This is a genomic window from Halobacillus locisalis, assembly GCF_013694105.1.
GTDB lineage: Bacteria > Bacillota > Bacilli > Bacillales > Halobacillaceae > Halobacillus > Halobacillus locisalis.
Genome location: NZ_JACEFG010000003.1, coordinates 135,405 through 149,561, shown reverse-complemented (window position 1 = coordinate 149,561; position 14,157 = coordinate 135,405). Strand labels below are relative to the sequence as shown.

14 protein-coding genes and 3 riboswitches are annotated in these 14,157 nt (G+C 49.5%); of the genes, 1 reads left to right on the top strand and 13 read right to left on the bottom strand.

Features of this window, described 5'->3' with window-relative positions; translation table 11 throughout:
- Positions 1 to 3 precede the first annotated feature (3 nt).
- The 10 genes from purF to H0266_RS13660 form a co-directional block, all read right to left on the bottom strand.
- Positions 4 to 1,416 (bottom strand): amidophosphoribosyltransferase, encoded by a 1,413-nt coding sequence (purF, locus tag H0266_RS13705; protein ID WP_181472998.1) that lies wholly within the window; start codon positions 1,414 to 1,416, stop codon positions 4 to 6.
- Positions 1,392 to 3,620 (bottom strand): phosphoribosylformylglycinamidine synthase subunit PurL, encoded by a 2,229-nt coding sequence (gene purL / locus H0266_RS13700; RefSeq protein ID WP_181472997.1) that lies wholly within the window; start codon positions 3,618 to 3,620, stop codon positions 1,392 to 1,394. The genes purF and purL overlap by 25 nt, the downstream gene beginning before the upstream one ends.
- Positions 3,604 to 4,287, bottom strand: coding sequence for a phosphoribosylformylglycinamidine synthase subunit PurQ (gene purQ / locus H0266_RS13695; protein WP_181472996.1), 684 nt, complete (start codon positions 4,285 to 4,287; stop codon positions 3,604 to 3,606). The genes purL and purQ overlap by 17 nt, the downstream gene beginning before the upstream one ends.
- The gene (purS, locus tag H0266_RS13690; RefSeq protein WP_181472995.1) at positions 4,288 to 4,533 is read right to left on the bottom strand and encodes a phosphoribosylformylglycinamidine synthase subunit PurS; all 246 of its coding nucleotides are present in this window, start codon (positions 4,531 to 4,533) and stop codon (positions 4,288 to 4,290) included. It lies immediately after the preceding gene.
- On the bottom strand, positions 4,521 to 5,240 hold the full coding sequence (purC, locus tag H0266_RS13685; RefSeq protein WP_181472994.1) for a phosphoribosylaminoimidazolesuccinocarboxamide synthase: 720 nt from the start codon (positions 5,238 to 5,240) through the stop codon (positions 4,521 to 4,523). The genes purS and purC overlap by 13 nt, the downstream gene beginning before the upstream one ends.
- Positions 5,241 to 5,305: 65 nt before the next feature.
- Complete coding sequence (purB, locus tag H0266_RS13680; RefSeq protein ID WP_181472993.1) at positions 5,306 to 6,598, bottom strand: adenylosuccinate lyase; 1,293 nt, start codon at positions 6,596 to 6,598, stop codon at positions 5,306 to 5,308.
- Positions 6,599 to 6,617: 19 nt separating this feature from the next.
- Positions 6,618 to 7,745 carry a 5-(carboxyamino)imidazole ribonucleotide synthase gene (purK, locus tag H0266_RS13675; RefSeq protein ID WP_181472992.1) on the bottom strand — a complete coding sequence of 376 codons (1,128 nt, stop codon included), beginning with the start codon at positions 7,743 to 7,745 and terminating at the stop codon, positions 6,618 to 6,620.
- Positions 7,735 to 8,226 (bottom strand): 5-(carboxyamino)imidazole ribonucleotide mutase, encoded by a 492-nt coding sequence (gene purE, locus H0266_RS13670; protein ID WP_181472991.1) that lies wholly within the window; start codon positions 8,224 to 8,226, stop codon positions 7,735 to 7,737. The genes purK and purE overlap by 11 nt, the downstream gene beginning before the upstream one ends.
- Before the next feature lie 127 nt (positions 8,227 to 8,353).
- Positions 8,354 to 8,454, bottom strand: a riboswitch (purine riboswitch).
- Positions 8,455 to 8,536: 82 nt separating this feature from the next.
- Positions 8,537 to 8,740, bottom strand: a complete 204-nt coding sequence (locus H0266_RS13665) for an NETI motif-containing protein (protein WP_343063292.1) — start codon at positions 8,738 to 8,740, stop codon at positions 8,537 to 8,539.
- The gene (locus H0266_RS13660) at positions 8,706 to 9,275 is read right to left on the bottom strand and encodes a DUF2179 domain-containing protein (protein WP_181472990.1); all 570 of its coding nucleotides are present in this window, start codon (positions 9,273 to 9,275) and stop codon (positions 8,706 to 8,708) included. The genes H0266_RS13665 and H0266_RS13660 overlap by 35 nt, the downstream gene beginning before the upstream one ends.
- A 169-nt stretch (positions 9,276 to 9,444) precedes the next feature.
- Between H0266_RS13660 and H0266_RS13655 the strand changes: the two genes are divergently transcribed.
- Complete coding sequence (locus tag H0266_RS13655) at positions 9,445 to 9,936, top strand: Hsp20 family protein (RefSeq protein WP_181472989.1); 492 nt, start codon at positions 9,445 to 9,447, stop codon at positions 9,934 to 9,936.
- Positions 9,937 to 9,955: 19 nt separating this feature from the next.
- Here H0266_RS13655 and H0266_RS13650 read toward each other — a convergent pair whose 3' ends face one another.
- The 3 genes from H0266_RS13650 to guaA form a co-directional block, all read right to left on the bottom strand.
- Positions 9,956 to 10,150 carry a hypothetical protein gene (locus H0266_RS13650; RefSeq protein ID WP_181472988.1) on the bottom strand — a complete coding sequence of 65 codons (195 nt, stop codon included), beginning with the start codon at positions 10,148 to 10,150 and terminating at the stop codon, positions 9,956 to 9,958.
- A gap of 105 nt (positions 10,151 to 10,255) precedes the next feature.
- Positions 10,256 to 11,590 (bottom strand): NCS2 family permease, encoded by a 1,335-nt coding sequence (locus tag H0266_RS13645; protein WP_181472987.1) that lies wholly within the window; start codon positions 11,588 to 11,590, stop codon positions 10,256 to 10,258.
- Between the two features lie 121 nt (positions 11,591 to 11,711).
- A riboswitch (purine riboswitch) is annotated at positions 11,712 to 11,814 on the bottom strand.
- Between the two features lie 95 nt (positions 11,815 to 11,909).
- A complete protein-coding gene (guaA, locus tag H0266_RS13640; RefSeq protein ID WP_181472986.1) occupies positions 11,910 to 13,448 on the bottom strand; it encodes a glutamine-hydrolyzing GMP synthase in 1,539 nt (512 codons plus the stop codon).
- A gap of 590 nt (positions 13,449 to 14,038) precedes the next feature.
- Positions 14,039 to 14,140: riboswitch (purine riboswitch) on the bottom strand.
- Between the last annotated feature and the right edge of the window lie 17 nt (positions 14,141 to 14,157).

The following is a 14,157-nucleotide window of genomic DNA, read 5'->3' as shown; positions in this document are numbered from 1 at the left end:
TCGTTACGCCTTTTCGTAAGGGTGTACGGTATTGGGATAGATTTCCGTTGGGTAGTTCCCTGTGAAACAAGCCATGCAACCGCCATGTTCCATCGATTCCTGACCTTCGTAAATCGCTTCATTCAGTCCATCCGTTGTAAGGAAAGACAAGCTATCTGCGCCGATGATCTCTTTCATCTCTTCAATCGAGTGGTTGGCTGCGATCAGCTCTCCACTGTTGGACGTATCAATGCCGTAGTAACAAGGGTTCTTGATCGGAGGAGAAGCGATGCGTACATGCACTTCTTTCGCTCCCGCTTCTTTCAGCATTTTCACAATCCGTCTGCTCGTCGTTCCGCGAACGATCGAATCATCGACCATGACGACGCGCTTCCCTTCGACGATGCCTCGTACAGGAGACAGCTTCATCTTCACGCCTTGCTCACGTAACTCTTGTGAAGGTTGAATGAACGTCCGGCCGACGTAACGGTTTTTGATAAGCCCTAGTTCATAAGGGATGCCGGATTGTTCAGCGTAACCGATCGCCGCTGAAATACTGGAGTCCGGAACTCCGGTCACGACGTCCGCTTCAATCGGCGCTTCTTTCGCGAGCGATTTGCCCATCCTTTTGCGGGAGGCGTGGACGTTTTTTCCATCCAAGTTACTGTCTGGTCTTGAAAAGTAGACATATTCCATCGAGCAAAGTGTGCGCTGAATCGGTGCCGAGAACTGTCTGGACTCGACGCCTTCATCTGAGATGATCAACAGCTCACCAGGTTTCACTTCACGCTCATACGTCGCTCCGATAATATCGAACGCACATGTCTCAGAAGATACGACCCAAGAGTCACCAAGGTAACCGAGCGAGATCGGTCTAAGACCACGCGGGTCATTGGCGACGAACATCTTGTCTTCGGTCATCATCAAGAAAGCATAAGCTCCTTTGATCATCGACAATCCTTCTGTAATCGCATCGGCCAATGGCAAATGACGGGCCCGCTTGATCAAGTGGGCGACGACTTCTGTGTCAGATGTCGTTTGGAGAATGCTACCTTGCGCTTCAAGCTGGCTTTTCAATGCTTGAGCATTGACTAAGTTGCCGTTATGAGCAAGAGCCAGTCCGCCCGTTTGCGAACGGAACAACAGCGGCTGGATATTTTCATAGCCGCCGTCTCCTGCTGTCGCATAGCGGACATGTCCGATCGATGCGTGCCCTTGAAGTTCATTCAATTGATCTTGAGAAAAGACATCGTTGATGAGTCCGTGCCCTTTATGAAGCTTGAGTTGGTTGCCGTCCGTCGTAATGATGCCCGCTCCTTCTTGCCCGCGGTGCTGAAGGGCATGTAAGCCGTAATACGTCAGTTGAGCGGAGTCCGGATGACCCCATACGCCGAAGATGCCGCATTCTTCATTTAACCCTTTGATTTCAGCAAGCATGGAATAGCTCCTTTCCAAGATGTTTTAAGCGCTGATGTTTGCTCTTCCACGACCGTATCGTCACCCGATACAACGCGATACGTGCCCTCGTCCGTGACCGTTCCGATCGGCTTCGAACCGCGGAACAACGCTTCGAACGCGTTCTTGTTTTCCGGTTTCACAGACAATAGGAAGCGCGTCTGAGATTCAGCGAATAGAGCGGTCGTTGCGTCCCTTTCCAGGTTCACTTCACAACCTAGTTCCTGGTCGAACAAGCTTTCGGCAAGCGCGACACCAAGTCCGCCTTCTGCCAGATCGTGAGCCGACTGGACAAGTCCTTTTTCAATCGCGGTACGAACCTGGCTTTGACGTGTCATTTCAATATTCAGGTTGATCTCAGGCGCTTTTCCAAAGTGACGGCCTTCGAGCATGCCTTGCAGTTCACTTCCGCCGAACTCAGGTTTCGTTTCTCCAATCAAGTAGATCAAGTCCCCTGGTGCGCGGAAATGCGATTGGGTGATGTAATCGGTATGTTCAATCAGTCCGACCATGCCGACGATCGGTGTCGGATAAATCGCCTGACCACCGAACGATTCATTGTATAAGGATACGTTCCCGCTGATGACGGGTGTCGATAGGAAGCGACATGCTTCACTCATCCCGTCCACGCTTTTTTCCATTTGCCAAAAGATTTCCGGGTTCTCTGGAGATCCGAAGTTCAGTCCGTCTGTCAGACCAAGCGGTCGTCCACCCGAACAGACGATGTTACGCGCCGCTTCTGCGACCGCGATTTTGCCTCCGACTTCTGGATCGACGTAAATGTAGCGCGAATTACAGTCGGTCGTCATCGCAAGCGCTTTGTACGTACCGCGCACGCGGATGACGGCAGCATCGGAACCAGGCGTGACGACAGTGTTCGTCTGGACCATCGAATCGTACTGATCGTAGACCCACTCTTTGCTCGCAATCGTCGGTTGACGGAGAAGCTGGTGGAGTGTCTCTTTATGATCCGTGATTTCCGGTACATAATTGTCCATCGCTTGGAATTCTTCATAATAAGCCGGTACCTTGGACGGTTGGTGATACACCGGTGCATCTTCAGCCAGTGAATCGACCGGGACGTCTGCGACGACCTCGCCGTGGTGCTCAAGACGGAAGCGTTTCGTGTCGGTCACTTCCCCGACTGCGACTGCTTCTAGGTTGTATTTACGGAATACTTGAGCGATTTCTTCTTCCCGGCCTTTTTCGACAACGAGAAGCATACGCTCCTGTGATTCCGACAGCATCATTTCATAAGCTGTCATATGTTCTTCACGCTGAGGGATGTGGTCCAAGTTCATCGTCATGCCTGTGCCGGCTTTACTCGCCATTTCACTGGCAGATGACGTAAGGCCTGCTGCCCCCATATCCTGAATGCCGACAAGGGCGTCATGATGGATGACATCCAGACACGCTTCAATCAACAATTTTTCCATGAACGGGTCTCCGACTTGGACGGATGGACGCTTTTCTTCCGATTCCTCAGAAAGCTCTTCTGATGCGAACGTTGCACCGTGAATGCCGTCACGTCCTGTTTTTGCCCCGACATACATGACCGTATTGCCGATTCCAGCCGCGATCCCTTTTTGGATATCTTTATGATCGATCAATCCGACACACATCGCGTTGACGAGCGGGTTGCCGTTGTAGGCATCATCGAACTGGACTTCACCGCCGACTGTAGGAACACCGACGCAGTTGCCGTAACCTGCGATACCACGGACGACTTCTTCGAATAAATACTTGACGCGTTGACGCTCAAGCGAACCGAAACGCAGTGAATTCAACAACGCAACCGGACGGGCGCCCATCGAGAACACGTCACGAAGGATGCCGCCGACACCTGTCGCCGCTCCTTGATAAGGCTCGACGGCTGACGGGTGGTTGTGGCTTTCGACTTTGAATACGACCGCCTGCTCATCACCGATATCGATGATGCCAGCTCCCTCGCCAGGTCCTTGCAGTACTTCTGGACCTTCCGTCGGGAACTTTTTCAACAATGGTTTGGAGTTCTTATAACTGCAGTGTTCCGACCACATGACGGAAAACAAACCGGTTTCCGTGTAATTCGGGCGTCTGCCGAGAATCTTCGTAATCGATTGGAACTCCTCATCACTCAGTCCCATCTCGCTGTAAAGGCGCTGTTCTTCAATTTGTTGTGGACTGATCTCAAGCATTGATGGCATGTGTATTCCTCCAGTGTGTCAAGATGGATTGAAACAATCGTAAACCGTCATCGTTACCAAGAAGCGCTTCGACCGCACGTTCCGGGTGTGGCATCATGCCGAGCACATTGCCTTGTTCATTCGTGATGCCAGCAATGTCACCGACCGATCCGTTCGGGTTCGATTGATATGTGAAAGCGATCTGATTGTTGTCTAGAAGCTGTTGGTGGGTCTGTTCATCGCAGAAGTAATTGCCGTCTCCATGGGCGATCGGAATCCGGATCTCTTCTTTATCTTCATAATGCTTCGTGAACATCGTATCGGCGTTCTCGACCACAAGCGTTTCGTAATGGCACATGAATTTGAGGTGTTCGTTCGGCAGCATCGCACCGGGAAGCAATCCAATTTCAAGCAATATTTGGAATCCGTTGCAGACACCGAGAACAGGTTTCCCCGCTTCTGCCGCAGCAAGGATTTGTTCGATGACCGGGGACGTGGAGGCGATCGCACCTGAACGGAGGTAGTCTCCATACGAGAATCCGCCAGGCAATAGAATCGCATCGAAACCGCTCAAGTCTGCTTCTTTATACCAAACGAGTTCCGCTTCTTCTCCTAGAGCATCTTTGACGGCAAAGTACATATCGCGGTCACAGTTCGAGCCTGGAAAAACAACGACAGCAAACTTCACTTAAACAACCTCCTCGATCTTGTACGTGTAATCTTCGATGACCGGGTTCGCAAGCAGTTTGTCACACATTCGATCGACTTCCGCCTCGATATTCTCCGTGTCTTCTACCATCAATTCCATATATTTTCCGACGCGGACGTCATGGACGTTGTTGAACTCCAAGGATTCTAGTGAATTTTGTACGGCCTTCCCTTGGGGATCGAGAACCCCTTCTTTTAATGTGATGTACACTTTTACTTTGCGCATGTATATGCCTCCAGTCGTTGTAAGATCGTTTCATACGTATCAATCAAGTTTCCGATGTCTTCACGGAACACATCTTTATCCATCTTCTCTCCTGTTTCCAAATCCCAAAGGCGGCATGTATCAGGGGAGATTTCATCCGCAAGCACGATGGTTCCGTCCTCCAAGCGGCCGAATTCCAATTTGAAATCGACCAGTTGCAGACCGACTTCACGGAAAAGCCCCATCAACTGCTCATTGATCATGCGGGCCATCTGTTTGATGCTAGAGAGTTCTTCCTCCGTCACATCCGTCAGATGATAGGCATGAGCATCATTGATGATCGGGTCATTCAATTCATCTTTTTTATAAAAAAGTTCGACAAGTGGTGGGGTAAAGCGCGTACGTTCTTCAATGCCGAGGCGGCGGGTGATGCTGCCTGCAGCAACGTTCCGTACAACGACTTCAAGTGGGATGATCGTCGTTTTCTTCACAAGTTGTTCGGTCTCGTTCAACGCTTTAATAAAGTGGGTTTCTAACTGGTGTTGGTGCAAATATTCGAATATGTTCGAGGTGATCAAGTTGTTCAGGCGTCCTTTGCCTTCGAACTCGTCTTTCTTTTTGCCATTGAATGCGGTGGCGTCGTTTTTATAAGATAAGATCAATTGATCCGATTCGTCTGTCGTGTAGACTTTTTTCGCTTTTCCTTCATATAAAAGAGAACCTTTCATCGCTGTGCACCCCTTTTGTGATGATTCCCCCGCTTGCTAGCGGGGGATGTGGAATTATGTCCCGTTTACAAGCCGATCCGTTCAAAAATGCGATCGACGTTCTTCAGATGATGCGTATAATCGAAACACGCGTCCAGCTGCTCAGACGATAGCGTGTCCGTGATTTTCGCATCCGCTTCGATCAATTCACGGAACGGAATGCCGCGCTCCCATGCTTCCATCGCCTTCGGCTGCACAAGATCGTACGCTTCTTCGCGGACCATGCCTTCATCGATCAACGTCAATAGAACTCGCTGAGAGAAGATCAAGCCGTATGTTTTCTCCATATTCTCCTGCATGCGCTCAGGGAACACCGTCAAGTTCTTCACGATGTTGCTGAAACGGTTCAACATGTAATTCAACGCAATCGTCGCATCCGGTAAAATGACGCGTTCTGCTGATGAGTGCGAAATATCGCGCTCATGCCATAACGGCACATTCTCGAACGCCGTCAGCATTTCACCGCGCAGTACGCGCGCCATGCCTGTCATGTTCTCCGAACCGATCGGGTTACGTTTGTGCGGCATCGCAGACGACCCTTTTTGACCTTTTGCGAAGAATTCTTCCACTTCTCGCGTCTCCGTCTTCTGTAAGCCACGAATTTCGACAGCAATTTTCTCAATCGAAGTCGCAATTAAAGCAAGTGTCGACACATAGTGTGCGTGACGGTCACGCTGCAAGGTCTGTGTCGAAACGGGCGCTGGTTTCAGGCCTAACTTCTCGCAGACGTGCATTTCGACAAATGGATCGATATTCGCATACGTTCCAACGGCTCCAGATAGTTTGCCGACTTCGATGTGATCGATGGCAAGATCGAGACGCTCCAAGTTACGCTTCATTTCTTCAAAATAGAGCGCGAGCTTAAGGCCGAATGTCGTCGGCTCGGCATGCACGCCGTGGGTACGCCCCATCATGACGGTATGCTTATGTTCGCGCGCTTTATCTCCTAAAATATCGATGAAATTGACCAAGTCTTTTCGAATGATGTCATTCGCCTGCTTCAACTGATAAGAAAGCGCCGTATCGACAACATCTGTAGACGTCAGTCCGTAATGGACCCACTTCCGCTCTTCCCCGACCGTTTCAGACACCGCACGGGTAAAGGCCACCACATCATGACGCGTCTCCGCCTCGATTTCATGGATCCGCTCGACATCAAACGATGCTTTATCGCGTAATTTCTCTACATCCTCTTTCGGAATGACACCAAGCTCACTCCACGCTTCACACGCGAGCAACTCGACTTCCAGCCACGCCTGGTAACGGTTTTCCTCCGTCCAGATCGCGCCCATCTCGGGTCTTGTATAACGTTCAATCATTGTCTTCCTCCTCGTTTTTCTACCATAGGTGCACCTGATTATTCTCTATGATTTCATCAATTTCCTCAAGGCTTTCGCCAACAATCGTCAAATGCCCCATCTTTCTATGCATGCGCGCTTCCTTCTTCCCATAATCGTGAAGATGGATCCCGTGGTATTGTTCGATTTTTCCCATCAAAAGGTCATGATGTTTGCCAAGCACGTTCACCATGACGGCAGCCGGGAAACTGTGCACCTTCAATAACGGTAAACCGCAAATCGCGCGGACATGCTGTTCAAACTGCGAAACGTTGCACGCTTCGATCGTATAGTGCCCGGAATTGTGCGGACGTGGCGCCATTTCGTTGATATAAATTTCATCCCCGACCACGAACATTTCGACCGCGAACGTGCCGACAATATTCATCGTCTCCGCCATGCGCTTCACCGCGTCTCGTGCTTTTTCAACGACCGCATACGAGACAAAAGCAGGCACGCGCGTTTCTTGTAAAATATGATTCTTGTGTATGTTTTCAGCGACAGGGAAATAAACGATCTCCCCGTCTATGCTTCGTGTGAAGACTTGCGAGATTTCGAGATCGAACGCGAGCCATTGTTCGACGATATAGACGCCGCCTTCTTTCATAAACGAGCGAGCCTCTTCAATAGACGTTTCGTCACCAAGCTTCAGCTGGCCTTTTCCGTCGTATCCTCCGCTGATCGTTTTGATGACGGACGGATATCCGACGGTTTCCAAGGCTTGTTCCGCTTCTTCGAACGAATGCACGATGCGGTATTCCGGTACCGGCAGCCCCGCATCCACCGCGACTTGTTTCTCTTTTTCACGATTCTGTGTCACTTCGAGCGAATAAGCCCCCTGCGGCAATTTCCCTTCTTGTTCGAAAAGCCTGGCAACATCCAAATCGACGTTTTCGAACTCATAGGTAATGACATCACTCTCATCACTCAACACCTTCGCCGCTTCCTGGTCGTCGAAGTCCGCTTGGATATGAAGGTCCGACACCGTAGCGGTCGGGCAATCTTCTGCCGGGTCGAGAACCGCAATCCGGTAGCCCATATGTCTCGCTGCGACCGCCATCATCTTCCCGAGCTGGCCGCCTCCGAGGATTCCGATCGTTTGACCTGGTCTGATCACGTTAGCTGTCACGTAAATCACTCCTCATCCCTTCGACTTTTTCTACCATGTGCGTTCGATAGGTTTGAAGACGCTCCGCCACTTCCTCGTCAAAAGCCCCCATCATTTCCGCTGCTAGAATGCCAGCGTTCTTAGCTCCTGCGCTTCCAATCGCGACGGTCGCAACAGGTACGCCGCCTGGCATCTGCACGATGGATAAGAGGGAATCAAGTCCCTGCAACGCTTTCGACTGCACCGGTACGCCGATGACCGGGAGTGTCGTTTTCGAAGCGACCATGCCTGGCAAGTGTGCGGCACCGCCCGCTCCGGCAATGATCGTTTTGATCCCTTTTTCGCGAGCTTGTTCCGCATAGGTGAACAAATCTTCCGGTGTCCGGTGAGCGGAGATGATTTCTTTTTCATAAGAAATGTGTAATTCATCAAGTACATCGCACGTATGTTTCATCGTTTCCCAATCCGATAGACTCCCCATAATCACGCCAACGTCCGGCATATGATTCATCCTCTCTCTTTATACTTCCTTCTATATATCAACCCTGGAATATTCAAAACAAAAAAAGCCTGCTTAACGCCCTCTACAATGAGAGGAGTTAAACAGGCAGACGTCGCACGTTACGAATAGAACGCCACACTCCCCTCATAGTCCGGAAATTTACGGTTTCCAGGTAGAGACGAACGGGCCCTATTCCCGTCTTATATGAGGCTTCCTATGCAATTTCTGTCCTTATCATAACAAGAGCTTCACAGCGTGTCAATCAAATAACCGAACGTTTTATTTCCGATTACTTTTAATTGTTCGGCTTTTACTGCTTGATCGCATGAAAGACAATCGTCTTCCCGACAGGCTCCATTACCTTTTCCCCGTTCCGCTTCTCTTCACGGAAAACCGGTTCTTCCGCACGACGGATTGGTGTGTAGCCTTCTTTCTTCATCCGATCGAGACATTGCCCGATCGTTTCATTCTCTTCCACTTCAAAGCGCTTCTTGCTGTTGTTCTTCTTGGGCACGTTGGATCTTTCCTTTCTTGACCGACTTCGCCCAGAATCCACCATGGATCTGTTTCGGCTCATAGGCGACAATAAAGGCTTTCGGGTCGATTTCATGAATCGCCCGATAAAGAGTCAACTCGTATTTCCGCGGTGTCAGGATCTGCATATTCAAGCGATCCCCTTCCATCCCATACGCATACCAGCTCGTTACCCCGTAGCCTTTGTCACGAAGCTTCTTCGTAAACTGAATGTCAGGTTGTGAAGAAATCACGTTAACTGTAATATACCCGAGAGCGAGCTTCTCTTCAATCTTCATCCCGACAATGACACCTAGACCATAACCGACCGCATACGCCACAACGTTAATCCACTGATCGAGACGTTCAAGGACAATTCCGAGACCGTAAATATACGTCACAATCTCAAACATCCCTATCGTGGCCGCAATATACCGCTGCCCTTTCAGTGTGAATATCATACGAAGCGTAAAGAACGACACATACACTACATTCACCATCAAAATGATGGCAATGATCAACCATGGATTTTCCATGTACATCCCCCTGACCTAGGTGTCTCTATAATATTGAAGAAATGAGATAGTTGATCGTCCTTTGAGACATTCACCTAGTCGTATTTCTTGCATACACTATAAACCATGGGAACTCGATGGCACAATGATTTTTCACCGCAAATCCTGACAATTTACGGAGGTAGATGTTGTGGATCAATTCAACGATTGGAAAACCAACCTAGACCGCGTCTTCGGCGATGATTTTTGGAAAGGATTCGAAGGGATGATGAAGAACTCGTCCACCCCATCTAAGAATGGGGGGAACGACCTATTCGGAGGCTTCGAAAGCATGATGAAACCCGCCATTCCAGCGGTCAACATGTATCAGTACGACAACGAGCTCTTATGCTTCGTCAACATCCCCGGCATGAATCACCCGAAGAACGTCGAAGTACTCGTCGATCAAACCACCCTCACCCTGCAAGGAAAAATCGACATCAACAACCGCGGCGGCCACCAAATCAAATCCGAAATCGCAGACGGCACCTTCGAACGCACCCTGAACCTGCCATTCGCCGTCCGACACGACAAAATCGAAGCGACGTATAAACACGGCTTACTCATCATCCAACTGCACAGACAAATCTCCGACGCCTCCACACGCAAAGCTGTAAGAATCCGCCACTTACAAGATGAGTAAATGGCGGATTCTCTTCTTTTTATGGAAAAAGTCCGGAATAGTCGTTCTGATGTCCGATATCCGGCGCATCTTGTCCGGATTCCTGGATGCGGTGTCTGATATTTTCGTGCAGATGTCCGAATAATCGTTTCAAATGTCCGATTCGGCTGCTTTGTCCGAATAACTGGACGCGGTGTCCGATATCCTCATGCAGATGTCCGAATTCCCGTCTCAATTGTCCGATATCAGCCGCTTTGTCCGAATAACTGGACGCGGTGTCCGATATCCTCGTGCAGATGTCCGAATTCCTTATCCAAATGTCCGAATTATCCTAGTTCTACTAAGCTAGGAATACAAAATACAAGACGAATATCAAGAACAGTCCATACATAATCGGGTGAATCTCCTTCGAACGCCCTTTCAACAGCATCGTAATCGGATAGAAAATGAATCCGATCGCAATCCCTGTCGCAATACTATACGTCAGCGGCATTGCAGCGACCGTGAAGAAGGCCGGTACGCCGATTTCGAATTGATCCCAGTCGATATTTTTCAAAGTTGACGCCATCAAGACCCCGACGATGATCAAGGCAGGCGCAGTCACTTCTGCTGTGACGACCGATAACAATGGCGAGAAGAATAGCGCTAGTATGAAGAACCCGGCCGTCACAACCGACGTGAATCCGGTCCGACCACCCGCTCCAACACCGGCAGTTGATTCAATATAAGACGTCGTTGTCGATGTTCCGACCGCAGCACCTACAACCGTCGCCGCAGAGTCTGCAAACAACGCACGTCCTGCACGTGGCAATTTATTATCTTTCATAAAGCCAGCTTGCGTCGCAACCGCGACAAGCGTTCCGGCTGTATCGAAGAAATCGACGAACAAGAACGTTAAGATGACCACAAGCATTTCAATCGTGAAAATATCTCCGAAGTGAGCGAAAGCGGCACCGAATGTCGGCGCAACGCTCGGCGCAGCCCCTACAACATCACCAAGACCACTCGGCGGTGTAATCAGCCCCGTTACCATACCAGCAATCGACGTCAACACCATTCCGTAGAAGATACCACCTTTGATGCCGAGCGCAAGAAAGATGACCGAAACGATGATCCCGAAGATGGCAAGCATCGTTGGCCCTGCCGTTAAATCTCCAAGCTGAACAAGCGTTGCATCGCTGTTTTGAACAATCCCGGCATTTTGAAAACCGATAAAGGCGATGAACAAACCGATTCCGGCTCCTACCGCAAGCTTCAAGTTTCCAGGAATGGCATCAATGATCTTTTGACGTAAGCCAGTAACCGTAAGAACGATAAAAATAAGACCAGAAGCTAATACGCCGGCAAGCGCCGTTTCCCAAGGAATGCCATAACCGAGAACCACCGTGTAAGCGAAGAAGGCGTTCAGCCCCATACCAGGCGCGAGTGCAATCGGATACTTCGCAAATACCCCCATAATCAAGGTACCGACCGCCGCGGCAATCGCTGTTGCCGTGAAGACCGCTCCCTTATCGATTCGCGTGACACCTTCCGGAAGCTGCTCAATTCCGTCTAGCGCAAGCGTTGATGGGTTGACGAATAAAATGTAAGCCATCGCAAGGAAAGTCGTCAGTCCTGCCATGAATTCCGTGCGATAATTCGTTCCAAGTTCTTTAAAGTTGAAAAATTTCTTCATATCTAGTTCCTCCCCCTAGTTGTCATACCGTTTCTCTATATCTACAAAAAAAGAAACCCTTGGGAGTCCAAGAGTTTCTTCGTCGGGGATCGGACGATCGAATAGAAATAGACTTCTATACAAATCGCCCGTTCACCAACGTAGTCAGACCGATTTACGGTGGTCTGGTAGAAACTTATGGGCCCTATCCCCAAAATTATACGACGGTGTTGCTTATATATTTTTATGATGACGATTTATATCTTACAAGGTTCGACAGCTATCGTCAACCCCCATTTCCGAACATTATCCAAAATAAAACACCTGAATGTTCGCTTTATTATTCCCACTCGATTGTTGCAGGTGGCTTACTCGTCACATCGTACACGACGCGGTTGATATGGTCGACTTCATTGACGACACGTGTCGAAATTTTCTCGAGCACATCCCAAGGAATGCGTGCCCAGTCAGACGTCATCCCATCAATGGAGGTAACGGCACGGATTCCGATCGTATAATCATACGTACGCTCATCCCCCATGACACCTACGGAACGCATGCCCGGAAGTACGGTGAAGTACTGCCAGATATCACGGTCGAGTCCAGCATTCTTGATTTCCTCACGCAAAATCGCATCGGATTCACGGACGACCTCAAGCTTCTCTTCCGTCACTTCTCCAAGCACACGAATCGCAAGTCCAGGACCAGGGAACGGTTGGCGCCATACGATATGTTCCGGCACACCAAGCTCAAGGCCTAAAGCACGCACTTCGTCTTTGAATAGCGTATTCAAAGGCTCGATCAGCTGGAATTCCATGTCTTCCGGAAGACCACCGACATTGTGGTGAGACTTGATTGTCTGAGCCGTTTCGGTACCACTCTCGATGATATCCGTGTACAACGTCCCTTGTGCCAGGAAGTCGATTTCTTTCAATTTGTCTGCTTCATCATCAAACACATAAATGAACTCGTTGCCGATGATTTTACGTTTTTCTTCTGGGTCGGATACACCGTTCAGTTTGCTCATGAAACGCTCTTTGGCGTCAACTTTGATGATGTTCATGTTAAAGCCATCACCCAACGTGCGCATCACATCATCCGCTTCATTTTTACGAAGCAGCCCGTGATCGACGAAAATACACGTCAACTGATCACCAATCGCTTTATGGATCAAGGCGGCTACGACAGAAGAGTCCACACCGCCACTTAGCGCACATAAGACTTTACGGTCGCCGACTTGTTCACGGATCTTCTCAACTTCCATTTCGACAACGTGCTCCATCGTCCAGTCATCCTTCGCCTCGCAAACGTCAAAGACGAAGCTGCGAAGAATATCATTGCCATATTCAGAGTGACGGACTTCCGGGTGGAACTGAACGCCGTACATACGCTTGTCTTCATCACTGATCGCTGCGACCGGGCAAGATGGGCTCGTGGCGTCCACACCGAAACCTGCAGGTGCTTCGATGACTTTATCACTGTGGCTCATCCATACGACCTGTTCACGAGGTGTTTTACGGAAAAGAGACGGGTCTTCTTGAACCGAGATGTCCGCTTTCCCGTATTCACGCTGCTTAGCACGCTCGACTTTACCACCGAAATGATGCGTCATCAGCTGCATTCCGTAACAAATGCCGAGTACAGGGATTCCGAGCTCGAACAGATCCTCATCACAACGGAAGCTATCCTCACCGTAGACACTGTTCGGTCCACCAGAAAGAACGATGCCGCTCGGGTTCAATTCCTTAATTTCTTCCGCCGTCATTTTATGTGAACGAAGCTCACTATACACACCGAATTCACGGATGCGTCGTGTAATCAATTGATTGTACTGGCTCCCGAAGTCGAGGACCAGAATCATACCTTCTACCTTTTCCATACCTTCCACTCCTTTTATATATCGTTAGTGTACTCACCTTATCAAAATATAACTGCTCATGGTATACGATTTCCGTTACAAAGTCTAGCGCTTGAAGGGCTGGGAAATCACTCGCTTTCCGCGGGCATGTGCTGAGCTTCCTCAGGCTCCGCCTTGCGGGATCTCACCGATCATGTACATCCCGCAGGAGTCTCGCAATTTCCCATCCCTTCTTACTATTGTTAGGAGAACGGAAACATGCGATGGACTGGTTCACGTCACAAGAATTACAGATATGCGGAAATCATATAAGCTAGAATCTTGTCCTTAGACAATTATCAACTATGATTATGGGTTCGTTCCTCTCCATGCTGAAAGGGGTGGTTTGGAAACAGCGAGACTCCCGCGGGAGAAGGACCCAGGCGAGACCCCACAGGGAGTGTCAACGACCGAGGAGGCTCGGCGGCTCCCCCGCAGGAAAGCGAGTTGTTTCCAAACCAACCCTACACCTCATCCGATGACGAACCTTTAGCAAAACTGCATAAAAAAATGGATTTCTGCCTTCTATGAACAAGTCATTACGAAGGCAGAAATCCACATACGTGTACACGTATCGAGATTCCCACCTTCATAGTCAGGGCGTTTACGGTGCCCCGGTAGAGACTCTCGAGCCATATTCTCGAGGATATACGAAGGAAGAATGCGATTAAGTTTCATCCATTCTATCAAC

Bases quoted from the DNA above. Each gene is read 5' to 3' on its own strand.
- purF (WP_181472998.1), bottom strand. From the start codon at position 1,416: ATGCTTGCTGAAATCAAAGGGTTAAATGAAGAATGCGGCATCTTCGGC.
- purL (WP_181472997.1), bottom strand. From the start codon at position 3,620: ATGCCATCAATGCTTGAGATCAGTCCACAACAAATTGAAGAACAGCGC.
- purS (WP_181472995.1), bottom strand. From the start codon at position 4,533: ATGCGCAAAGTAAAAGTGTACATCACATTAAAAGAAGGGGTTCTCGAT.
- purC (WP_181472994.1), bottom strand. From the start codon at position 5,240: ATGAAAGGTTCTCTTTTATATGAAGGAAAAGCGAAAAAAGTCTACACG.
- purB (WP_181472993.1), bottom strand. From the start codon at position 6,598: ATGATTGAACGTTATACAAGACCCGAGATGGGCGCGATCTGGACGGAG.
- purE (WP_181472991.1), bottom strand. From the start codon at position 8,226: ATGCCGGACGTTGGCGTGATTATGGGGAGTCTATCGGATTGGGAAACG.
- H0266_RS13660 (WP_181472990.1), bottom strand. From the start codon at position 9,275: ATGGAAAATCCATGGTTGATCATTGCCATCATTTTGATGGTGAATGTA.
- H0266_RS13645 (WP_181472987.1), bottom strand. From the start codon at position 11,590: ATGAAGAAATTTTTCAACTTTAAAGAACTTGGAACGAATTATCGCACG.
- guaA (WP_181472986.1), bottom strand. From the start codon at position 13,448: ATGGAAAAGGTAGAAGGTATGATTCTGGTCCTCGACTTCGGGAGCCAG.